The organism is Acrocarpospora macrocephala (genome assembly GCF_009687865.1).
GTDB classification, from domain to species: Bacteria; Actinomycetota; Actinomycetes; order Streptosporangiales; family Streptosporangiaceae; genus Acrocarpospora; species Acrocarpospora macrocephala.
The window spans coordinates 1-21078 of the sequence record NZ_BLAE01000068.1; the positions used below are offsets into that span (position 1 = coordinate 1).

Sequence of the window (21078 nt, forward strand, 5' to 3'; positions counted from 1 at the left end):
CGTACCTCTACCTGGATGGTTTCGGTGTAGTGGAGCCAGCCGGCGCAGGCCACTTTGACCAGGGCCCACCAGCGGCCGGGGTGGCGGGCGATGACGGGGAAGCGGACTTCGGTGTCGTCTTCGGCGGGGACGACGGCGCCGGTGTTCCAGGTGGGGAACATGTCGTAGGTCGGCCATGGGCTGATCAGCTGGGTTCGTACCGAGACGGGGGTGAGGGCCCCGGACCTCAGGCGGACGATGATTTCGGATTCTTCGCCGGATTTCAGGGAGAGGGAGCCGGTTGTGGTGACGTCGAGGCCGATGGGGTGGCGGCCGCCGATGTGGACGCGGGTGACGTCCTCGTATTCCTGGTCGCCGAAGGATGTGCGGGCGCGGAGCCAGTAGAGGCCGTCGCGGACGCTCGGGGGCAGGGCGAAGCGGATGGGGACGGTGGCGTGGCCGCCGGGTGGGAGCACGTACGGGCGGATCGCGGGTTCGACCAGCCAGCCGCTGGGGGCGTGCAGGGTCACGAGGCCTTCGGCGGTGTCCTCGGTGAGGGAGGAGGCGATGGAGAGGGTGAGCTCGCCGGGTCCGTCGAGGTCGGCGGCGGACAGGTGGACGGCGATCGGCAGGTTTCCGGTGGGGGCGGGGCCGGTGTTGTCGAGCCAGTAGCGCGTGAAGACCGGCTGGTGGGGTTCGGCCGCGGGCAGCGGTGGCGCGGTGGGGTTCACGCCGGCGACGAGGGTCACGATCTCCATGCCGGTCAGGACCTCGGGGGCGGGGCCGGTGACGTTCTCCAGCAGGTCGGCGCGCTGCCAGCCGCCGAGCACGGAGGTGACCCTCGCGGACGCGTCGCGCCCGTGGGCTTCGTAGAGCCGCAGGGTGATGCCCGCGACCCGGTCCGGCGTACGCCCGGAGGCGATGGGGTTGCCGGTCGCCTTCATCGCGGCGAGCACGACCCCGGGTTCGGTGGCCAGGAACGACCGCGACCGGGTGGGTCCCGCCGGACCGGCGACGAGCGGGAGCAGCGGGTGGTTGACGTCGTGTCCGTGCCGGACCAGGCCGGCCTCCCGCCAGTCGCCGGGCGCGGCGACGAGCGCGCATTCGAAGGTGTGGGTCCAGTGCTGCAACTGGAAGTTCGCCCCGTCGGGAGTGGTACGGCGCGGCGGGTCGATCCACACCCCCGATGGCCAGCCGGTGCACGACCGCATCAGCGACACATGCATCGTCCCTTCCGAATCCACCGCGAACCCGGGGATACCCCGATTTATCAGGCCAACGGTGTAATCGTCGAAGGGTTCTTCTGACGGCACCTCGACGACCGCGTCCGCCAGGTCCTCGATGAGGGCGTCGACCTCCTCGGGCCCGGACACGACCAGGACCGGGAGAGCGCGCGGATCCGACAGGTCGGCGCTGGGAACCCAGACCTTGTCGAGAGGCTCATGGGCGGGAATCCATTGGCGCGTAACCCCGCCAGGGAGAAGGGCCGCCGTGAGGAGGGCATCTTCGGCGGCATGGATCGACTGCCCTTCGGCCGACGGCGTCTGTTCTTCGCGTGACGGATAGAGGGTGGCGATGAAGGGATTGGTCTCGGGGGTGCCGATCGCGATGCGTACGTCGGGGAGGTTGGAGTCGACGGCGAGGTTGCCGTAGCGGGGGCCCGCACCGGTTGAGCAGGTGGAGGTGACACCTTGGCGGGCCAGGGCGGTGGAGAGGGCGCGGAGCTGGCCGGCGGGGGTGTCGGCGGCGGCGATGATCTCGGCGACGCCGATGGCGTGGAAGCCGATCCGGCAGGTGGTGGAGAGGGCGAACCAGTGGTTGGCGGGGTTGTCGAGGGTCCACGGGTGGTCGGCGGAGTCGGTGTCGATGAGGGCGAAGCCCCGGCCGACGACGGCGTCGGCGACCTCGCTGACGGGGAGCGCGCCGGGGATGTGGATCGGCCAGCGGAGCCGTACCAGCTGGTCGGAGCCCTCGAAGTCGGCGTGGGTGACCAGGTCGACGCGGGGCAGGCCGTCCCAGAGGGTGATCTCCTGCCGGTAGGTCAGCGGGCCGACGCGGCCGCGTACGAGAAGGCGGCGGCCGATCGCGCATTCGGCCACGGTGACCTCGGCGGTGGTGTCGGCGGAGCCGGTCGCGGTGCCCTTGGGGACCAGGTGCCAGGGGCCTTCGTGGAACGTGGGGTGGGCCGGGTACTCGTCGTACACGACGAGCTCGTTGCCGACGCGGCCGGGGCGCAGGAGTTCGCGCCCGGCGACGCGCAGGCTGGAGACGCAGCCGCCGCGCCGGGGGTCGGCCACGATGGTGTGGGTGGCGTTGGCGATCCGGTCGCCGTCGCGTTCGGTCCAGCCGGTGAAGGAGCCTGGAGCGAAGGAGAACGTGCGGTAGCCGAGGCTGGGCACGTCCTCGGCGAGGAAGACGACGTCCACGGCGCGCAGGCTGCCGTCGTCGTGGTAGTCGGGGTTCTCCAGCAGGACGTCTCCGGCGATGCCGTACCAGCCGGGTGGGAGGGTGAGGCGGGCGCGGACCACGTCGGTGCGCGGCCAGGAGGACGGGTTCCAGACGACGACGCCGTCCAGGTCGGCGCTGAGCGCGGTCAGGGAGCGGGCGAGGATGTCGCGGCCGAGGTCGTGGGCTTCGCGCCAGCCGGTGAGCAGGTCCAGGTAGACCTGGTCGGACTCGGATCCGGTGATCGCGTCGTGGTGCGCGCCGTAGACCAGCTGGCGCCAGGCTTTGTCGAGTTCCGCGTACGGGTAGGGGGCGCCCTCGCTCACGGCGGCGAGGGTGGCGAACTTCTCGGCGTCCACGAGCTGGGCCTCGGCGTGCCGCTGCGCCTGTTTGGTGTCGATGAACGACACGTCCTTGCCGGTGTAGATGGGGTTCATGTCGCGGGTCTGCGGGGTGAAATGGTCGAGCTCGCTCCGTACGGCCGTGAAGAACTCTTTGGGGAGGCCGCAGACGACGCGTGGGGAGACGTAGCGGGCGTTCCAGTCCCGCTGGATGTCCATGATCCAGCGGTTGGGCGGGGTGTAGTCGGTGCCGACGGGCAGCAGCACGTTCCGGGTGGCGGCGACCGTTTTGAGCTTCAGGAACAGCCGGTAGACCTCGGCCTCGGCCAGCTCCAGGGAGGCGGCCGAGTCCATCCACCAGCCCGCGCTGTAGTGGCCGGGCATGTAGTGCGTCAGCACGCCCCGGCCGGACGGCGACAGCCACTCGAACTCGGCGGGGAACTGCATCCTGGCCGGATCGCCGCCGCCGAGCATCGGCCCCCACTGGTGGAACGGCCCGCGCGCCCACGAGCTCGACGTCAGCCCGGCGTCCGCGGCGAGCCCGGGAAACTGCGGATCATGCCCGAACGCGTCCAGCTGCCAGGCCGTCCTGGGATCCCCGCCGAGCACGTCCCGCTGGAACCCGGCCCCGTGCACGAGGTTGCGGATCGTCGACTCGGCGCTGGTCAGGTTGGTGTTGGGCTCGTTGTACGTGCCCCCCATGATCTCGACGCGGCCGTCCTGGATGAGCTGCCGCAGGTAGGCCCGATGTTCAGGATGCGCGTCCCAGAACGGCTTGAGATAGTCCACCTCGGCCAGCACGAACTTGTAGTCAGGCTCGCGCCTCGCGGTCGCCAGATGCAGCTTCACCAGCTCGAACCCCGCGTGCTGGAACCCCGACCGGTGAGCCTGCGCGGCCTCCCCCGCGTGATCCCAGGTCGCCGTGTACGCCGCCTGGGTGTTCCACCAAACCGGGTCATAGTGGAAATGCGACACCATCCACACCGTCCACCCCGGCTCCGCGACCACCAGCTCCCCGGCCGCCTCCGCGTCCCCGGCGGTGACCACGATCGGCACCCGCGCCCCCACTGGATGCTCGGCACCGACCGCCACCTCGACGGTCTCCCCCTGGTCGGTACGGCTTTCGCCCGCCACCCCCACTCCCGCCACCCGCACGGGCACCCCGGGCACGGCGTCCGCCAGCGTGATCCGCACGATCTGCCGCGGGCCCTCGGTGAACAGCTCGGTGGACTCCACCTCGACGATGCGCATTCCCCGATCATGCCGTGAAACTTTCCGGGAAAGGAGCAGGTCACCGCGAGTGCAACGCGCCCTTCATTGACCCTTAACTACCGCGTTCGTACGGTCCTCGGGATATCTAGGGAGGATCCATGACATTCCGCCTCGCACGGCTGACTTTGGTCAGCGTGCTCCTGGGTTCGGCGTTGACCGTCGTGCCCAGCCGGGTGGCGACGGCGGCGGCGCTGCCGTACCAGGACCCGAGCCTGCCCGTCGCGACCCGGGTGAACGACCTGCTGTCCCGGATGACGCTGGACGACAAGGCCGGGCAGATGACCCAGGCCGACCGCGCCGCGATCAACCCGGTGTCGGACGTGCTGACCTACCGGCTGGGATCGATCCTCTCGGGCGGCGGCTCCGCCCCGACGCCGAACAACGCCACGTCCTGGGCGGACATGTACGACAACTTCCAGCGGCAGGCCCTGGGCACGCCGCTGGCCATTCCGATGATCTACGGGATCGACGCGGTGCACGGCCACAACAACGTGGTCGGCGCGACGATCTTCCCGCACAACATCGGCCTGGGCGCGACCCGGGACGCCGACCTGGTCCAGCGGATCGGCCAGGCGACCGCCGAGGAGGTGGCGGGAACCGGCATCGACTGGACGTTCGCGCCCTGCCTGTGCGTGGCGCGCGACGATCGCTGGGGGCGGACGTACGAGTCCTACGGTGAGGAACCCGCGCTCGTCAGCCCGATGACCTCGATCATCACCGGCCTGCAGGGCAACGGGATCCTGGCCACCGCCAAGCACTACGTCGGCGACGGCGGCACCACCGGCGGCGACGACCAGGGCAACACCCAGATCAGCGAGGCCGAGCTCCGCGCGATCCACCTGCCTCCGTTCCAGGCCGCCGTGCAGCGCGGGGTCGGCTCGGTGATGGTGTCCTACAGCAGCTGGAACGGCTCCAAGCTGCACGGGCACCGTTACCTGCTCACCGACGTGCTCAAGGGCGAGCTGGGCTTCACCGGGTTCATCGTCTCGGACTGGGCGGGCATCGACCAGATCGAGGGCGGCGTCGGGTTCACGGCCTCCGAGGTCACCACGGCGATCAACGCGGGCATCGACATGGTGATGGTCCCGACCGATTACCGCCGTTTCATCACGCTGCTCAAGCAGGAGGTCACGGCGGGACGGATCCCCATGTCCCGGATCGACGACGCCAACCGCCGCATCCTCACCAAGAAGTTCGAGTACGGCCTGTTCGACCGTCCCCTGACCGACCGCAGCCTCACGGGCACCGTGGGCAACGCGGCGCATCGGACCCTGGGGCGGGAAGCGGTGCGCAAGTCCCAGGTTCTGCTGAAAAATCAGGGCAATGTCCTGCCGCTGGCCAAGACCGGCGGGAAGATCTTCGTCGCTGGGAAGAGCGCTGACAACATCGGCAACCAGAGCGGCGGCTGGACGATCTCCTGGCAGGGCTCGTCCGGGAACACGACGCCGGGGACCACGATCTTGCAGGGCATTCGTGACGCGGTCGGATCCGGGACCCAGGTGACGTACAACCAGACCGGGACGGGTATCGACTCGACCTTCCGGGCGGCCATCGCCGTCGTCGGCGAGACTCCGTACGCGGAGGGCAACGGTGACAGGACCGGCGCGATGGGCTTGGACAGCACCGATCTGACGACGTTGCAACGCCTCCAGGCCTCCGGCGTCCCGGTGATCGTGGTGCTGGTCTCGGGACGGCCGATGGACATCGCCGCGCAGATCGCGAACTGGCGGGCGCTGGTCGCGGCCTGGCTTCCCGGCACCGAAGGCCGCGGGGTGGCCGACGTCCTGTTCGGCGACTACGCCCCTACCGGCAAACTCCCCATGACGTGGATGAACTCTGCCAGCCAGCAACCAATCAACGCGGGCGACGGCAAGACCCCACTCTTCCCCCAGGGCTACGGCCTGACCTACGGCGGCCCCTCCCCTTCGCCTTCCCCGTCCCCCTCACCATCTCCCTCCCCGTCGCCCTCACCCTCACCTTCGCCCTCGCCCTCGCCCTCGCCGTCACCTTCGCCCAGCCCGTCGCCTTCTCCTTCGCCGACCACCGGGTGCACGGTCGCATACCGCCCCAACTCCTGGAATACCGGCTTCACCGCAGAAGTGACCATCACCAACAGATCCACCACCACCATCACCGGCTGGACCCTGGGCTGGACCTTCTCCGGCAACCAGCAGATCTCCAACGCCTGGAACGCCACCGTCACCCAGTCCGGCCAGCAGGTCACCGCCCGCAACGTCGACCACAACCGCACCCTCAACGCCAACGGCGGCACCGCCGCCTTCGGCTTCCAGGCAAGCTACTCCGGCACCAACGCCAACCCAGCCACCTTCACCCTCAACGGCACCACCTGCACGACCGCCTGACCGGATCGGGCCCTCGGCGCGAATCCCGCCGAGGGCCCCTTAACGTGATCGCTCGACACGAGCTTCATCCCACACCGGCTCGTCGCTCTCGTAGACGGTCCCATCAGCGCCGAAGACGAGAAACCGATCGAAGTCCGCGGCGAACCAGCGATCGTGAGCTGTCGGCTAGGACGGTGCCGCGAAGGACGCCAAGCCCTCTCGGCGCTGGCCAGATCGAGGTTGTCGGTCGGCTCGGCGAGCAGCAAAGGGTCGCACGGGAGTGAGCCATTCCGCGTAACCGGCTGATTACTTGAGGTGTGGGTGTCCCGAGGGCCGGTGACGGGCTGGAGGTGGGTTCCCCCGAACGATCCCGGGGATCACTGTATGAAGTCGCGCAGTTCGCCTTGAGCATTCGGCGGGAGTGCGAATGGTTTTACAGGGAGCGGAGGTAGTCGGCGACCGCTGATGCGTCGTCCGCGTCGGCGATCAGGCCGATGTAGCCGTCCGGGCGGATGATGATCTGGGCGTCCTGGCCGTATGCGTGTGCCACGTGCCCGGCGTAGTCGATGAGGCCGCCTGGTCCGATCAGGTAGGGCTTGACGATGTCGGTCTTGAGGTCGTTGAGTGCTGCGGCGCAGCGTTCGCCGAGGCCGAGCAGGGTGAAATGGGGTCCGCGGAAGAGGTCGAACAGGCGTTTCGGTGTTCCGGTGAACGGGTCGCGGCAGGGGGCGTCTGGTGCCCGGTCGCCTGGTTGCGGTCCGCTGGATCGGCTCGCGGCGTTGCGGGACAGCCGGCTCCATGGGTATCCGAGCTGAAGTTGGGTGAGTTCGCGCGAGGCCGCGGCGTCCACGCCGCCGCCGGACTCCTTGATCGCGGCGAGGACGGCGTCGAGCACTTCCGAGGTGATGTCGAGCGTCCAGCTCGCGATCGGCAGCCGTTCCTCGTCGTAGGTGTCGAGCAGCCCCGGCGTGGCTTTGCCGCCCAGCACGAGGCCGAGTTTCCAGCCGAGGTTGTAGGCGTCCTGGATGCCGCTGTTCATGCCGAGGCCGCCGGCGATGGGATGCACGTGCGCGGCGTCTCCGGCGAGGAAAACCCGGTCCACGCGGAGCCGGTCGACCATCCGGACGTTGACGCGGTAGGTCGAGCTCCAGGTCAGATTGCGTAGTCGCACACCGGGGATTCCGGCGAGGTGGTCGAAGGTCCGCTGGAAGGTTTCCAGCGTCGGCTCCAGCGGGTTCCGTCCGGGCCGAGCTCGTGCGATGCCTGGACCTGGAAGGCGTCGGTGCCCGGCAGCGGGCAGAGCATGATCGCGCCGCCGCCGGCGAACCACTGGTGCCAGGCGTCGCGGCCGAGTCCCTCGACCTCGACGTCGCCGACCGCCATGAGCTGGATGTCCGGCGTCTGGCCGTGCAAACGCAGACCGAGTGCCTTGCGTACGGTGCTGCGGCCACCGTCGCAGCCGACCAGGTACCGCGCCCGGATCCGCGTTTCTCCCACAGTCGCGGTCACACCGTCGGCGTCCTGGCTGATCACCCGCAGCTCGGCGCCGAGTTCGACGGCGACGCCGAAATCGGCGAGCCGCTCGCGCAGCGTTCGCTCCACCCGCCACTGCGGGATCATCAGACCGGTTGGGTAGGGCATGTCCGGCGTCGCCACCCGGTCGGCCTCCGGGTCGATCTCGGCGACGACTTCCGCGCCTCGATATTTGCGATGCGGCAGGTGCGTGATCCCGAACGTCAGCAGCCGGTCGACCACGCCGAGGTCGTCGAGCACCTCCAGGCTGCGCTGGCTCAGCCCCTTACCGCGCGAACCGTGGGGGAACTCGGGCGCTCGATCGACGATGCGTACCGCGACGCCACGGCGGGCCAGGTCGCACGCGAGCGTGAGGCCGGTCGGGCCGGCGCCCACCACAAGAACATCGGTCTGCGTCATAGCGAGCATCAAATCGTTACTCGGTTAAAAACGCAACCTGGTAATAGATGTTACCCTGTTCATGTGGTTGAACCGACTGGACTGCGGGCCCGCAAGAAGGCGCGGACCCGCGACGCCATCGCCGACGCGGCGATCTCGCTGTTTCTCGCCCACGGCTTCGACCGAGTCTCGGTCGCCGACATCGCCGCGGCCGCCGAGGTTTCCAAGCCGACCCTCTTCCGGTACTTCACCGCGAAAGAGGATCTGCTCTTGCACCGGTTCGCCGATCACCAGGGTGAGGCCGCACGGGTGGTGCGCGACCGCCAGCCCGGAATCTCGTCGCTGACCGCACTGCACCGGCACTTCCGGTCCGGCCTCGACCGCCGCGACCCCGTCACGGGACTCAACGACCATCCCGTGGTTCTGACTTTCCACCGCATGGTGTTCACCACGCCAAGCCTGGCCGCACGGGTCAGCCAGTACATGCTCGACGACGAGGAGGCCCTGGCCGCCGCCCTCGGCGGTGACATCACGGCACGACTCCAGGCGGCACAAGTGATCGCCGTCCAACGGGTGCTCGCCCGGACCAACTGGCAAAGACTCGTGGCAGGGCAAACCGCCGACGAGGTGTATCCCGAGGCCGTCGCGGACGCCGACCGGGCATTCGCGCTACTCCAGACCGGAACCCGCGACGCCACCGACGCCGGTTCGCGGGAAATCCCCCCACGAGCCAGCACACGCTGAGCTTCCGCACGACCAGGCGGACGGGCCTGGCTGTCGGTTGATGGCCAAGACCTGGGAACAGGTGTTTGAGGCGGTGAGTCAACGCTGGTGAACTACGGCGGCGTGAACGGCAGGCGCACGCGGGCCTCGCGACGTCGCCCTGAGGCCGAGTCCGGCCAGCTGGAGTCCCTTAGCTGAGCTGGGTCATGGGCGCATGCGCATCAGGACCTCGGCGACCGGGACGACCGGTTCGCCCAGGTCGAACTTGCTGAACAGGTGGATGTTGTCGCCGGTGTCGAGTTCGAGGAGTTGCATGCGGGTGCCGTACCGGGCGCGGGAGTCGACGCGGATGCGTTCGATCTGGGGCCAGGGAATGTGGTGGCGGCCGGAGAAGCCGGTGATGACGGTGACGCCGTGGTGGTCGGCGGCCAGGCGCACCCGGGCCAGGAGATCGCGGACGGCGAGACCGGCGAGACCGAGGGCGGCGATCCCGGCCAGGAAGAGGCCGCGCCCGTCGGCGGTGAGGGCCAGGACGGCGAGCAGGACGGCGCCGATGACCTTGAGCACGATGATCGACGGTGCGACGCGCCATTCGCGCGACGGGAGATCAACCATGGAAGCCACCTTAACCCGCAACCGCCTGACCTTTCGCTTTGAGGTGCGAAGGCGGATATTTGGGGTATAGGGAATCCCGCGCACGCTGCCCCGCGTGCTTACGATATGCACCGCCGGAGGGTCGATGAGCAGGCAGATCGGCAACGCGTTTCAGACCCCCACGCTCGTCGAGCTGGAGGCGCGCGTCCGCGGCCTCGAAACCCAGGTCGCCCACCTCACCGAGATGCTGGAGGCGCTCACCGAGGAGGGTCCCATACCCAACTGACCCCGATTTGATTGAAATTTCTACCGGTTGCGTCTCCCCAGATCCGGTGTGGCGGCGTAGCGTCGAAGCATGGCTGCGACACCCGACACCATGCATTGGCGTGGCGTGCACCACCTCGCCCTGGTCACTCCGGACATGGACGCCACCGTGCGGTTCTGGCACGGAGTTCTGGACGCGCGACTGGTGACCACGCTGGCCACCCCCGACTTCCGGCACTACTTCTTCGAGGTGGCGCCGGGCAACACGATCGCCTTCTTCGAGTTCACCGGGAAAGATCTCGACACCTACGCGAAACCGGCCGGCGTGCCGTACGAGAAGGCCTCGCAGTTCGATCACCTGTCGCTTTACCTGCCGGACGAGGCGGCGCTGGAGCGCATGCGCGATCGGCTGAAGGCGCACGACTGCGAGGTCACCGACGTGATCGACCATGGTTTCCTGCGGTCGATCTACTTCAGCGACCCGAACGGGATCGCGCTGGAGGCGTCGTGGTGGACGATCGACCCGACCGGGCGGCCGGTCGACTACAGCGATCCGCAGCTGTTCGCCGATCCTGACCCGGTTCCGGCCGTGGTGGAGCTGCGGGAGAACGGCGTGCTGGATCACACCGTGCCGACGGTGCTGGTCGATGCGATCATCGAGGACATCCGGCGGTCGGCGTAGGCACCATCCCCGGGTTGCTGTGGGCCGCCGCGGACCGCGACCCGGGCCGCGTCTGGCTGCGCACCGACGCCGGAACCCTCACGTTCGAGGCGGCGGCGGGCCAGGTGGCCGGCGCCGCCGCCGCGCTGCGCGCCGCCGGGATCAGGCGCGGCGATCTCGTCCTGGTCACCGCGCGCAATACCCCGCCGTACCTGCTGTGCTGGCTGGCGCTGACGTCGATGGGCGCGGTCGCGGTGTATGTCAACCCGGCGAGCAGTACGGCGGAGCTGGCGGGCATCGCCGCGCAGACCCGCCCCCGGTTTTTTATTACGGACGGATCCTGGGATCCGGGCGTGCCCCGGCTGGACATCGGCGACCTGACCGGCACCAGCGCGGAGCTCAGAGTCGAGGTCCAGCCGGACGATCTGGCCACGCTGATCCCGACCTCCGGGACGACCGGGCGTTCCAAGCTGGTGATGCAGACCCATCGGGCGTACGCGCTGGCGGGTGAGGGTTTCCCGTTCTGGATGGGCCTGACCCGCGAGGACCGCCTGATGACCTCGCTGCCGCTGTTCCACATCAACGCCCCCGCCTACTCGGTGCTCGGCTCCCTGGCCTGCGGAGCGGGCCTGATCCTCCTGGAACGCTTCTCGGCCGGCGGCTTCCTGGACGCGGCCCGCCGCCACGGCGCCACCGAGTTCAACGCGATCGGCGCCATGCTGGAGATCCTCATGCGCCGCCCCGAACTCCCCGGCGACGCCGACACCCCGCTCCGGCTCTGCTACACCGGCCCGGCCCCCGCCAAGGACCGGCAACTGGAGATCGAAACCCGCTTCGGCCTGCGCATCATCGTCGGGTACGCCCTGTCCGAGTCCCCCTACGGCCTCATCTGGCCACGCGGGTCCCGCCCGTACGGCACGCTCGGCACGGTCCGCCAGCACCCGACGCTCGGCACGATCAACCACGCCCGCCTGGACGACGGCGAACTGCTGCTGCGCAATCCCGCGGTGACACCGGGTTACTGGGAGATGCCCGAAGAAACCGCCAAGGTCATCACCGAAGACGGCTGGCTCCGCACCGGCGACCTGGTGACCGTAGACGACGACGGCGTGTACACGTTCGTGTCCCGGCGCAAAGAGGTCCTACGCCGCCGCGGCGAGAACCTGTCCCCGCTGGAGGTCGAGGAGGTCCTGACGGCCCACCCGGACGTACTCGAATGCGCGGTCATCGGCGTCCCGTCAGAACTGTCCGAAGAAGAGGTGAAAGCGTTCATCGTCCCCGCGAACGGAGAACTCGACTTCGCCGAACTCCACGCGTGGGCGCGCGAACGACTGGCCGCGTTCAAGGTCCCACGCTTCTGGCAGACCGTGGACGCCCTCCCCCGCACACCGACCGCCCGAGTCGCCAAACACCTGCTCCCCCGCGACAATCCCCCCGGCGAGTACGACACCGAGAACCCGCCCTGAGAGCGTGTTCGCGAGGGGTGACATCGATGACTGGCGCGGGTAGAGGGGATAGATGTCGTCTGCTCGCCGTGGTTACCCGTCGGACCTGATCACGTTCGTCAAGCAGACTGTGAGTCCCACCAGCGTGGCAATCCGTCATCGGGTGTGTCCGGGCTGGCGAAGTGGAACGGCACGCCGAGGCTGCGGGCTACCGCCTGGCCTTTCTCGGCGGCTTCGACGGCTTCCGGCCAAGGCGGAACTTCGCCGTTGAACAAGCGCAGGTCGCTCCCGCGACGAAACAGCGCCAGTGGCCGCTCGTCCAAGCGGTGATGGTGCCGACCCGGCCGTTGCACGATCGCGACCAGCTTTACGAACCAGCCCTGGGTATCTCCGTCCCACAGCGCCTCGACCGCGACCACCGGCTCGCTGATCGCATTGACCATCTCGATCAGCTGTGGAACCCCCACCGGCGGTTCTTCAAGGTCAACCAAGCCCTGCTCGGCGAGCCAGACGGATCGCTCCCGCAACATGTTCTGCGCCTCATACAGGCCAGGCGAAGGATCAAGCCCGCCTTCGGACCGCAACAGCACGATGGCTTGAATCATCCGCCGACGACGAAGTTGTTCGTCGATCCGATCACGAACCTGCGGAGACAACGCCGCCCACCACTCGCCCTGCTCCTGCACACCAATCAGTCTCACCAACCAAGATCACGGTGTTGCAAAGACCCCTCTCAAACACGCTCAAAGCATTCCATTCGAGAATGCCGCTTTACCCCGCCGCGGGCTCCGTCGGTGTCGCCGGGATGGGGCAGGGTGAACCACACCACCTGGCAGGTGTCGTGGAGGTCCTGCAGGGTGTAGGAGCCCCAGTCCGAGGCGAGCTCCTCGACCAGAACCAGGCCGAACCCGCCCGGCCTCTCACCGTCGAGCGGCGTCCGGATCGCGGGCGTGCTGGCGGGCGAGCCTCGATCGGTCACCTCGATCAGGATGTCGCCGAGGCTACGGGTGACCGCCACCAACAGCGCCCCACCGACGATCATGACGCCGCACCCGGCAAGATCCGGTACTTGAGGTGGGTGACGCCGGGTGCCTCGACGGCCCGGACCTGCTCGAGCCGCACATCCGCGTCCCCGAGGTTGTCGAGGAGGCGAGAATCGCCACCGAGCAACACCGGAACGACGTGCAGCTCGAGCTCGTCCAGCAGTCCCGCTGCCAGGTACTGCTGAGCGACGTGGCCACCGCCCCACAGCATGACGTCCTTGCCGCCGGCGGCCTTCTTCGCCTGCTCGAGCGCGGACTCGATTCCGTCGGTGACAAAGTGATACGTGGTCCCTCCCTCCATCTCCACCGGATCACGCGAGTGATGGGTGAGGACGAACACGTGGTAGTGGTAGGGCGGGTTGTCACCCCACCAGCCCGTCCACTGCTCGTCGCCCCAGGCACCACCGCCGATGGGGCCGAACATGTTCCTGCCCATCACCGCAGCGCCGATGTTCTCGATCGACTCCTCGAATACCGGTGTGCTCGCGTTCACCTCGCCCCCCTGCTCGCCGTGGGCTCGGCGAAAGGCGGCCAGCGCAGCCACCCAGTCGTGAAGCCGCTCGCCACCCTCGCCGAGCGGGTTCTCCTCGCTCTGGTTCGGACCGGCGACGAAACCGTCCAGCGAGATCGAGATGTGACACCTGAGCTTGCTCATCATGCTCCTCAGTTGGCTCGGCGCCGCCGTCCGGCGCCCTCACGAGAGAGCATGGCCGTATGCATAGATGACGTCTAATGCCAATCATTCGAAGTTCACATCGATATCTTCTATCTATGCTGAACCTGGTCCATCTCAAGGTCCTGGCCGCAGTGGCGCGACATGGGTCCGTGACCGAAGCAGCGAGGGAACTGCACTACACGCAGCCGTCGGTGAGTCATCACCTGTCTCGCTTGGAAGCGGCCACCGGTGTCAAGCTCGTCCAGCGGGTGGGTCGCGGGATCCGGCTGACCCCGGAAGGACAACTGCTGGCCAACCGGGCCACCGAGATCGTGGGACGGGTCGACGCGGCAACCAACGAGCTAGCCGCGCAGGTCGGTTTGCGGACGGGGCGGGTTCGCCTGGCCGCCAACGCGTCGACGCTGAGCACGATCGTGCCGAAGGCGGCCGCCGCCTTGGACCAGGCGCACCCGGGACTCGAGCTGATCCTGATCGAGCGTCACCCGGTCGAAGCGCTACAGATGCTGCGACAGGGCGAGATCGACGTCGCACTCATCTTCCGGTACGCCGACGCCCCGGTCGAGGAAGAGGGATTTCGCCTCATCCACATCGGCGACGACCCGATCTACCTCGTAAGCCAGCGACCCGACGACAGCATCGCGAACCATCGCCACTCCGCATGGATCGGCGGCTGCGAACGGTGCCAGAACGAGCTGATCACGCTGTGCCGACAAGAAGGCTTCACTCCACGCATCGCATCACTCAGCGACGACATGGTCGTCGTGCAAGCCCTCGTCGCCGCCGGCAAAGGCGTCACCACCCTGCCCGGACTCGCGCTACAAGCCCACCGCCGACCCGACATCCACACCACCGAACTCACCAGCTTCACCCGCCGGCTCTACACCGCCACCTACGGCGATCCACCCGACCCGCCCGCCACCATCGCACTGATCCAAGCCATCCAAGACTCCGCCCGGTAGGAAGTCAGTCCGGCGCCTCCTAGACCACAACCCCAAAAATCACTAACTGAACGACCTTGCCCCCAGAGGAACCCTTCGAGGCGTTCCAGAGCAAGAGCGACCGCCTGGCCGAGTTCATCGGTTCCCGCTGGCAAGACACGACCGTCTCCACGCACGTCTTCTTCGTCCACATTGATCCAGGCAAAGACATCTCGACGGGTGGCGGCCAAACTGCCCTCCCGAGGGAACAAGTGACCTCTTCCCCTTTGTACGCGCAGGCGAAGTCCATGAAGTGTGCGAGACAATCAGACTTCGCAGTCGGCCGCTAGGGCTTGATTACTTAGTTATTAAGACTGAAGCCATACGCCAATTTGCCCCGGTAGTCGCTGAGCTGATCAACTGAAACGACGCATAAATAGGGGGTCGCTGAGGATGGTGCAGAAGCTACTGAGCCCGCAGTCGGCCGAGACGAAACTCGGTATGTGCGGAAATTTTCTGGTCTATCCGTCCTTGTAGCGGGTAGCGAAGCGTACATGACCAGGACAGTGACCAAAGCGGCGACCACTCTGTGGGCGATCACCGCACTGGCCGCCCTCGCGGCGGTCGGCTGCGACGACACTTCCCATTCCCGGCAACAGGCGGCAACTCAGGCTGTCCAGATCACCCACAGACCCCTCTGGTAGATCGACGTGAGGTAACCCGAGATCCACATTCGTGTCCCGGCGTAAAGAGGTCCCCGCGCCGCGCAGTTTCTGGACGCTGGCCATCGGGGCACCCTCGGCCAGCTCACCGTCGGCTATCCGCCCGGCCAGCCCCGGAGCGCTGAATCCTCCGGGACTCTTCCGCGTCCCGAACACCCATGATCATGGAGACGGGCAGCGCCTGGTCGTACGCAGTCGTGGCGCGTCATCCTCACCGGACTTCTGCTGCTCACCCAAACCGCCCGTACGGCGCTGCGGCCACTACGCCGCCGGTTCACCCGATAACGCTCCGCAGAGCTCGATGGGCGTCCAACGTGCCGTGTCCTTAGCAGACTCGCCTGAAGCGTCGTCGCCGCGCGGCGGGCACCGGCTACCGGCATGCTGACGCCGATCACCTCGGTTGTCTCCAAGCTGGTGATGCAGACGGCTCGATCTGCGATGTGGTCCAGGGCTGATGCTCACCAACACACTGGAATGTAGTCGGCACTGTGATAGTTGCTGTCCTGAGAAAGATAATGCGGAGACGCCTTAGGCTGGTGCAGGGCTATCGTCGGGAACCTGCGCGACATTTGGGTCAGGATGATCTCGAACAGCGTCTCGGTCAGGGCCTTACCGAGGCAGTGGTGGATTCCATGGCCAAACTGCAGATGGCGCAGATCAGACCGATGGATGTCGAAGTTCTCCATGTCATGGAACTCGCGGGAATCTCGACCCGCAGCCGCAAGACTAACGTAGACGAAATCTCCCTTCTGAACATCATGGCTCGCGAGTTGGATGTCGGTTGTGGCCAGGCGACATATCGCGGGCACAGTCGCGAGATATCGAATCAGTTCTTGAACCACTGCCGGGATCGCCTGCTCGGTCAAGCATTCACCGAGTCGCTCTGGACGCTGCAGGAGGGCCAGAAGGCCGACACCGATCAAACCCTTGGGCGGATTGAAGCCGGCAACGGCGAGGCTTGTGACGATGGATGCCGTCTCCTCGTCGGTAAAATCGGGATTCCTCGCCATCAAGCGCGTCGGCAGGTTGTCGCCAGGGTGTTCTTTCGCGTGAGCCACCAGTGCGGATATGTACTCGAAGAGTTCAAGACCGGCCTCGTGCTTGGCGTCCGCCGACGCGGATTTGCTCTCAAACAGATGCGCCCACCGGTTGAACCGGGCATAGTCGGAGGCTGGCAGGCCCAGCAGGCGAGCAGACATCCCGTACACAGCGGGGCGGACCAGATGCTCGATCAGATCGACCGGCGGGCTCTTCCGGGAAATCTCGCCGAACAGCGCCTCGACCCTCGCCTCCAGCGAAGGGCGCAGCTGCGCCACCCTGGACGTGGTGAACTCCGGCATCAGCGCCTTCCGCACCCGGGTGTGCCCAGGAGGGTCGGAAAGAATGAAGTCATATCGCTGCGGCGCGTACGGATTTGTGATGCTGGAACTAAAGCGAACCGGATCGCTCAGCACCGCTCGCGCCTCTTTGTAACCGCTGACAATCCAGACATTCTTTGCATACCTCGTTATAGGGCCGCCACCCCACTTCCGAATCTCCGGAGAAGGAAGGAACGAGAGATCCTGCGGCCCTCCCACAGCGGACGCATCCATTCTCAATTCACCTTTCGGTCATCTCACCATCAATAATGGCGAAGCTATTGATTCGGCTATCCCGACGCCTATTGCCCAGATACCCTATATTTTCGCAATTCGAATGGCCCCCGAGCTTCTAGGACTCATTCTCCAACCCGGCAATACCGTTCTTTGCGGCTAGGAGAGTCGGGTGGCCTTCTTCCACCTGAGGTCCGAGGATGTCGATGGCACGTCGGTAATATTCGAGCGCTTCATCCGCCCGGTTCAACCGAATGCAGGAGGAGGCGAGATTGACCAGTGTCGTGGCCAGATCGGGATGGTCAGGGCCGCGCAGATCCTCCATAAGAGTCAACGCATGCCGATATCCGTCGATTGCGGCCACAAGGTCACCTCGGCACTGCCGGACGGCGGCGAGGTTGTGGAGATGTGTCGCGAGGTCGGCGGCGTCGCGCCCATGACAATTTCGGCGCTGGACCATTTTGACCGCATAACGTAGTTCAGCTTCCGCATCATCCAGGCGGCCACAACCGTAGAGCAGGGCCGCCCAGGCTCCGATATCAGCCACTACCGACGGGTGGCCGGGTCCGAGTAGCCGCGTTCGAATGTCGATTCCTTTGCGAGCCCAAGAATCGCCGATTTCGTAATCGCCCTTGGCGTGAGCGAGGCCGGCGAGATTATGATAGATACCCGCAACCGAGTCGTGCTCCCCGCCGTAAACACTTTGGCATATCTCCAGGGCGCGCAGGTAGTACGCTTCCGACAGTTGGAACTGCCCGGTGTACTTTCCCAGCACACCGAGCCTGTTGCATATCCGTGCGACAATGAGCGGGTTTTGCTTCTCCTGGCTCTCGGCCGAGTCGAGGGCGGCGCTGAGTATCAGGCCCGCGCGGCGATAATCACCCAGGCGTTCCCAGTGCGCGGCTTGATTGACTTGGCCGCACAGACTCGCGTGTGTTCCCACTGCCTCTTCAGGGCTTCGACCGATCTCGTCGCATACGCAGATAAATGAGAGTTCCTGCACGAGTTCGGATTCCTGGTTCATCTGGTTGCCCACCGCCATCGTCATCCCGCTAACGATGCAGGCCGGTTGGCCATCGCCGCATTCGGCAGGGCAGGGAAGTGACAAACGATCCGATTCGCCCGACGATTCGTGCGGCCTCAAGTGATTGTATTACCCTCAAGGAGTAGCCATCTATTTCGCGGACACTGCTATAGGTTTGGAGCCTGTCGAAGAGCTCCAGGGCATCTCCCGTGAGCCGGTGGCGCAGCACACGACTTGGCCTGCGCGCGTCTCGGACCAGGGCAAAGTGCGGACCTTTCCGATAATAGCATGAACCATTTACGAAAGAGTCCTGCCATGCTTCCAGGACCGCAGCGTGAGAGCCTAGGTCACTTGGTGGCCCGAGGTGATGCAGGAGAGTGGGATCACAATTCGGTGAGCCGTCGGCGGACCAGCTCACCGCTATTCCAAATGATGTCGCTTCCCGAAGTTGGCAGATGAACGCTATGTCATCTTCGTCTGTCCTGCCGAACTCGAACGGGAGGCCCACGAAAATCTTTCGGTAGCTGGCACGCGCAGCGCTCGGCATGTCCGTCCGCAAGAACGCCGCCTGATCTTCGATCAGGAGTGTTCTGGGTCCTGGCCCAAGGGCGGGCGGAAAGCTACTGAGGGTTTCCATCATCGCACCTTCGTCGGGATGCTCGTTGTGGGCAACGTGATATACGTGTCGTTTTCGACGAAGACAAGCCCTAGGTCCGTCAACTCCTGAAGCCAGGCGTCGAGCTGTCCGAAGGAAATATTTGTCCCGGCCTCTTGGAGGTGTCGGCGAAGACCCTGCAGAGATCGGCCGCGTTCGAGTTCTCGATAAGCAGTGATCAAGTTTGGATCTGTGATGTGATGATCCTTTGACGGCCAGCCCGCACGTCTATCCTCAATGTGCAGGCCGGCCGCGTCTATGAGGCGTGTGAGTGAACTTTCAGGATAGTGCGTGATCCAGGCTTCCAGAGCCTCACGGAGCATGCTGCTGACGCCTTCATCAATTCCTGCGGGCTCGGTGTCGAAAGCGTATGCGATATCGTCGAGTTCCTCCTCCGGCAGGTTGTAGATGTGTTTGTAGTACCCTCTCGCACGGCGTTGCTCGAACCCTAGGGAAGGCCGATCGAAATAAGGGCTGAAACGCTCCAGGAATATACGCGTCGATCCCCCTGGCGGCTGCAGGTGAACTAGTGCCGGGATTTGGCGGATAATGGGCAGATAATGATCGTCCTGCTCTCCGGGGAAACCCACAAGCCAGTGCCAGGTGACGCTGATGTCAGCCGATTCTGAGTCCCTTAGCGTGCGAAGGTTGTGGATTGCCAGAACTCCCTTGTCCATAAGCTTGAGCACAGGGGTGGAGAGCGATTCGATTCCAGGTTGGATTTGGATAACTTTGGCATCGCGGAGAATGCTGATCTGCTCCGGCCTGAGGTTGGCTTTCACCTCATAATGAATTCGCATGTCCCAGTCGAGCTCAGCCAGCCTTGGGAGAACCGTGGTGAAGTAGCCATGATCTATGATGTTGTCCACCATCAATATATCGAGCACGCCGTGCCGCTCGACCAGGCCGGTGATCTCCTCAAAAGCCCGGTCGGGATGCTTTCCACGGAATTCCATCAGGGAGCCGTTCAGTCCGCAGAACGTGCAGTGGTGAACCTGCCCCCACCAGCAGCCACGTGAGGTTTCCAGCAGGAGCTTTGGCGTCAGATGCGCGCGAAGGGGGGAGTGCTCAACCCGCTGGAACCAGTCGTCATAGTCGGGAGTGGGAATGCCGTTCGCTGGCAATGGCCGGCGGCTCTGTTCGTTGACCATGAGGTCACTGCCCTTGGCCCAGCACAGGCCTGGGATGGTGTCGAACTCACGATGGCCTTCGATCGCGTCGAGCAGTTGCGGAAAGACTTGCTCGCCTTCACCCCGGACAATGTAGTCAATCACATTGAAGTAGTTCCGGTGCATTGCCTGGCCCATGACGCCGTCGCAGTTTCCGCCACCCAGAAGAGTGATCACATCCGGCCGATAATGCTTGATGCGTGCTGCCAGGGCGAGACTCGGCACGTTCTGCGAGAATGTCGACGTGAACCCTACGATCTGTGGATCGGTCGCGAGGATCTCGATCGCCGCCAGATCAATGAAACGCGCGGCGTATTCCCGCATCGCATGCGCCTTGCCGGGGTCACCCTTTATACTCCGCAGATAATCATCGAAACCCTCGCGCCCGAAGTCGTCATCACCGTGGAGCGCGCCTGCGAACACCCAGTCGCCGATTCCCTCGAATGCCCATTGATCACTGATGTGGCTGTAGTCTTCCAGGCTGAACGACTCGGTGGCGTGAACGGCCAGGAATTCGGCCCAGCGCAGGTTTCCGTAATATGTGTCCGGGTAGTCCCGCCCCGACTTCTTGCACACTGCCCGAAGCAGCCCCAGCGGCAGCGACGGATAATCCAGAGCTTGCCATGGCATGGTAACCAGGCAGACTCTTGATTGAGCGCCTCGTTGAGCGGTCTCGCCAATAGTCTTCATTTCGGGTCCTGCCGTTGGGGGCACTTAGAGCTTTAACTGCCGGCGCAGGGCACGGCACCAAGGCCGTACCCTGCGGGCAGCGACCTAGATCTGACTAGATCTGGTCGCCTTCCACCAGGATTCGGTTGTGGTTGAAGTTGATGCCCCTGAGGAGCTGGTGCTCGGCGAGATCTTCGATCGTGAGGATGCCCATTGCTTCGGACTCTTGATCCCCTGGTACGACGTGTGGCTCCTGCGACATTCCTTTTCCTTTCCTGAGGAGTTGCCGACTCTGATCGAGTCATACGCGTCGGACGATGACTGAATATCGGATCCGACCGCGAATCTGATTTATCGGCCCTTGCCCAAACTTGGCGACCAGCCGTTATACAATGCGGGCCTTCAGATTCGCGGTGTTTCCCTGATCCAGTCCATCCGGAATGTCACAGTCATAATGACGGGGGTGGCTGAAGCGGCGCTGATGCGGTGCTGGAATCTGGTTGTCGTCCGCCGGCTCAAGGAGGAACTGGACCGCACCGGGCCGGCGGCCGGCCCGGGTGCTCGCTGGCGGCGCTTCCTTTCCCGGCGCCTGCCCGTGCCCTTCCCTTCCTGGATCTGGACGGCGAGCAAGCGC

Annotated in this window: 17 protein-coding genes and 1 pseudogene; 6 read left to right on the plus strand and 12 right to left on the minus strand. The window is 65.7% G+C overall.

All coding sequences use genetic code 11. The features are described from left to right. Positions 1-4016 (minus strand): glycoside hydrolase family 38 N-terminal domain-containing protein (locus Amac_RS42650; RefSeq protein WP_155360144.1); only part of this gene is annotated, 4016 nt, incomplete at its 3' end. A gap of 119 nt (positions 4017-4135) precedes the next feature. Here Amac_RS42650 and Amac_RS42655 point away from each other — a divergent pair. Beyond that, entirely contained in the window at positions 4136-6400 is a 2265-nt protein-coding gene (locus Amac_RS42655; protein ID WP_155360145.1) for a glycoside hydrolase family 3 N-terminal domain-containing protein, read from the plus strand. A 39-nt stretch (positions 6401-6439) separates the two neighbouring features. Here the strand turns inward: Amac_RS42655 and Amac_RS56815 are convergent. The 3 genes and pseudogenes from Amac_RS56815 to Amac_RS55600 all read right to left on the minus strand — a co-directional run. Then, positions 6440-6645: pseudogene (locus Amac_RS56815) on the minus strand (ABC transporter ATP-binding protein); the annotation flags it as partial. A gap of 167 nt (positions 6646-6812) precedes the next feature. Then, a complete protein-coding gene (locus tag Amac_RS57570) occupies positions 6813-7640 on the minus strand; it encodes an FAD-dependent monooxygenase (protein ID WP_218041634.1) in 828 nt (275 codons plus the stop codon). After that, on the minus strand, positions 7532-8311 hold the full coding sequence (locus Amac_RS55600) for an FAD-dependent oxidoreductase (RefSeq protein ID WP_218041631.1): 780 nt from the start codon (positions 8309-8311) through the stop codon (positions 7532-7534). Before Amac_RS55600 ends, Amac_RS57570 begins: the two co-directional genes overlap by 109 nt. A gap of 63 nt (positions 8312-8374) precedes the next feature. Between Amac_RS55600 and Amac_RS42670 the strand changes: the two genes are divergently transcribed. Continuing rightward, positions 8375-9034 carry a TetR/AcrR family transcriptional regulator gene (locus tag Amac_RS42670; protein ID WP_155360148.1) on the plus strand — a complete coding sequence of 220 codons (660 nt, stop codon included), beginning with the start codon at positions 8375-8377 and terminating at the stop codon, positions 9032-9034. Positions 9035-9217: 183 nt separating this feature from the next. Here the strand turns inward: Amac_RS42670 and Amac_RS42675 are convergent, their stop codons facing one another. Next, the gene (locus Amac_RS42675) at positions 9218-9628 is read right to left on the minus strand and encodes a PH domain-containing protein (protein ID WP_155360149.1); all 411 of its coding nucleotides are present in this window, start codon (positions 9626-9628) and stop codon (positions 9218-9220) included. Between the two features lie 124 nt (positions 9629-9752). On the opposite strand from Amac_RS42675, the gene Amac_RS42680 reads away from it, so the two are divergent. The 3 genes from Amac_RS42680 (at position 9753) to Amac_RS42690 (ending at position 11998) form a co-directional block, all read left to right on the plus strand. Beyond that, complete coding sequence (locus tag Amac_RS42680; RefSeq protein WP_155345834.1) at positions 9753-9893, plus strand: hypothetical protein; 141 nt, start codon at positions 9753-9755, stop codon at positions 9891-9893. A 69-nt stretch (positions 9894-9962) separates the two neighbouring features. Continuing rightward, positions 9963-10553, plus strand: coding sequence for a VOC family protein (locus Amac_RS42685; protein WP_155360150.1), 591 nt, complete (start codon positions 9963-9965; stop codon positions 10551-10553). 14 nt (positions 10554-10567) lie between these two features. Continuing rightward, the gene (locus Amac_RS42690) at positions 10568-11998 is read left to right on the plus strand and encodes an AMP-binding protein (RefSeq protein ID WP_155360151.1); all 1431 of its coding nucleotides are present in this window, start codon (positions 10568-10570) and stop codon (positions 11996-11998) included. Positions 11999-12096: 98 nt separating this feature from the next. Here the strand turns inward: Amac_RS42690 and Amac_RS42695 are convergent, their stop codons facing one another. The 3 genes from Amac_RS42695 to Amac_RS42705 are packed head-to-tail and all read right to left on the minus strand — an operon-like array spanning position 12097 to position 13675. Further along, on the minus strand, positions 12097-12663 hold the full coding sequence (locus tag Amac_RS42695) for a hypothetical protein (RefSeq protein ID WP_155360152.1): 567 nt from the start codon (positions 12661-12663) through the stop codon (positions 12097-12099). A 47-nt stretch (positions 12664-12710) separates the two neighbouring features. Then, positions 12711-13019, minus strand: a complete 309-nt coding sequence (locus Amac_RS42700; protein WP_155360153.1) for an ATP-binding protein — start codon at positions 13017-13019, stop codon at positions 12711-12713. Next, entirely contained in the window at positions 13016-13675 is a 660-nt protein-coding gene (locus Amac_RS42705; protein WP_155360154.1) for a dihydrofolate reductase family protein, read from the minus strand. Before Amac_RS42705 ends, Amac_RS42700 begins: the two co-directional genes overlap by 4 nt. A 116-nt stretch (positions 13676-13791) precedes the next feature. Between Amac_RS42705 and Amac_RS42710 the strand changes: the two genes are divergently transcribed. Next, positions 13792-14655 carry a LysR family transcriptional regulator gene (locus Amac_RS42710; protein WP_155360155.1) on the plus strand — a complete coding sequence of 288 codons (864 nt, stop codon included), beginning with the start codon at positions 13792-13794 and terminating at the stop codon, positions 14653-14655. Between the two features lie 1138 nt (positions 14656-15793). Here the strand turns inward: Amac_RS42710 and Amac_RS42715 are convergent. From Amac_RS42715 to Amac_RS42725, 4 genes are all read right to left on the minus strand, one after another. Beyond that, the gene (locus Amac_RS42715; protein ID WP_170322943.1) at positions 15794-16789 is read right to left on the minus strand and encodes a cytochrome P450; all 996 of its coding nucleotides are present in this window, start codon (positions 16787-16789) and stop codon (positions 15794-15796) included. A 256-nt stretch (positions 16790-17045) separates the two neighbouring features. Beyond that, on the minus strand, positions 17046-17975 hold the full coding sequence (locus Amac_RS42720) for a tetratricopeptide repeat protein (protein ID WP_155360157.1): 930 nt from the start codon (positions 17973-17975) through the stop codon (positions 17046-17048). 4 nt (positions 17976-17979) lie between these two features. Beyond that, a complete protein-coding gene (locus Amac_RS58205) occupies positions 17980-18591 on the minus strand; it encodes a DUF5825 family protein (protein ID WP_373869933.1) in 612 nt (203 codons plus the stop codon). After that, on the minus strand, positions 18588-20465 hold the full coding sequence (locus tag Amac_RS42725; protein WP_155360158.1) for a RiPP maturation radical SAM C-methyltransferase: 1878 nt from the start codon (positions 20463-20465) through the stop codon (positions 18588-18590). The genes Amac_RS58205 and Amac_RS42725 overlap by 4 nt, the downstream gene beginning before the upstream one ends. Positions 20466-21078: the final 613 nt, after the last annotated feature.

Excerpts from the sequence above, each read along its gene's own strand:
- Amac_RS42655 (WP_155360145.1), top strand. The coding sequence starts at position 4,136 with ATGACATTCCGCCTCGCACGGCTGACTTTGGTCAGCGTGCTCCTGGGT.
- Amac_RS55600 (WP_218041631.1), bottom strand. The coding sequence starts at position 8,311 with ATGACGCAGACCGATGTTCTTGTGGTGGGCGCCGGCCCGACCGGCCTC.
- Amac_RS42675 (WP_155360149.1), bottom strand. The coding sequence starts at position 9,628 with ATGGTTGATCTCCCGTCGCGCGAATGGCGCGTCGCACCGTCGATCATC.
- Amac_RS42680 (WP_155345834.1), top strand. The coding sequence starts at position 9,753 with ATGAGCAGGCAGATCGGCAACGCGTTTCAGACCCCCACGCTCGTCGAG.
- Amac_RS42685 (WP_155360150.1), top strand. The coding sequence starts at position 9,963 with ATGGCTGCGACACCCGACACCATGCATTGGCGTGGCGTGCACCACCTC.
- Amac_RS42700 (WP_155360153.1), bottom strand. The coding sequence starts at position 13,019 with ATGATCGTCGGTGGGGCGCTGTTGGTGGCGGTCACCCGTAGCCTCGGC.
- Amac_RS42705 (WP_155360154.1), bottom strand. The coding sequence starts at position 13,675 with ATGAGCAAGCTCAGGTGTCACATCTCGATCTCGCTGGACGGTTTCGTC.
- Amac_RS42710 (WP_155360155.1), top strand. The coding sequence starts at position 13,792 with ATGCTGAACCTGGTCCATCTCAAGGTCCTGGCCGCAGTGGCGCGACAT.
- Amac_RS42720 (WP_155360157.1), bottom strand. The coding sequence starts at position 17,975 with ATGACGATGGCGGTGGGCAACCAGATGAACCAGGAATCCGAACTCGTG.
- Amac_RS58205 (WP_373869933.1), bottom strand. The coding sequence starts at position 18,591 with ATGATGGAAACCCTCAGTAGCTTTCCGCCCGCCCTTGGGCCAGGACCC.
- Amac_RS42725 (WP_155360158.1), bottom strand. The coding sequence starts at position 20,465 with ATGAAGACTATTGGCGAGACCGCTCAACGAGGCGCTCAATCAAGAGTC.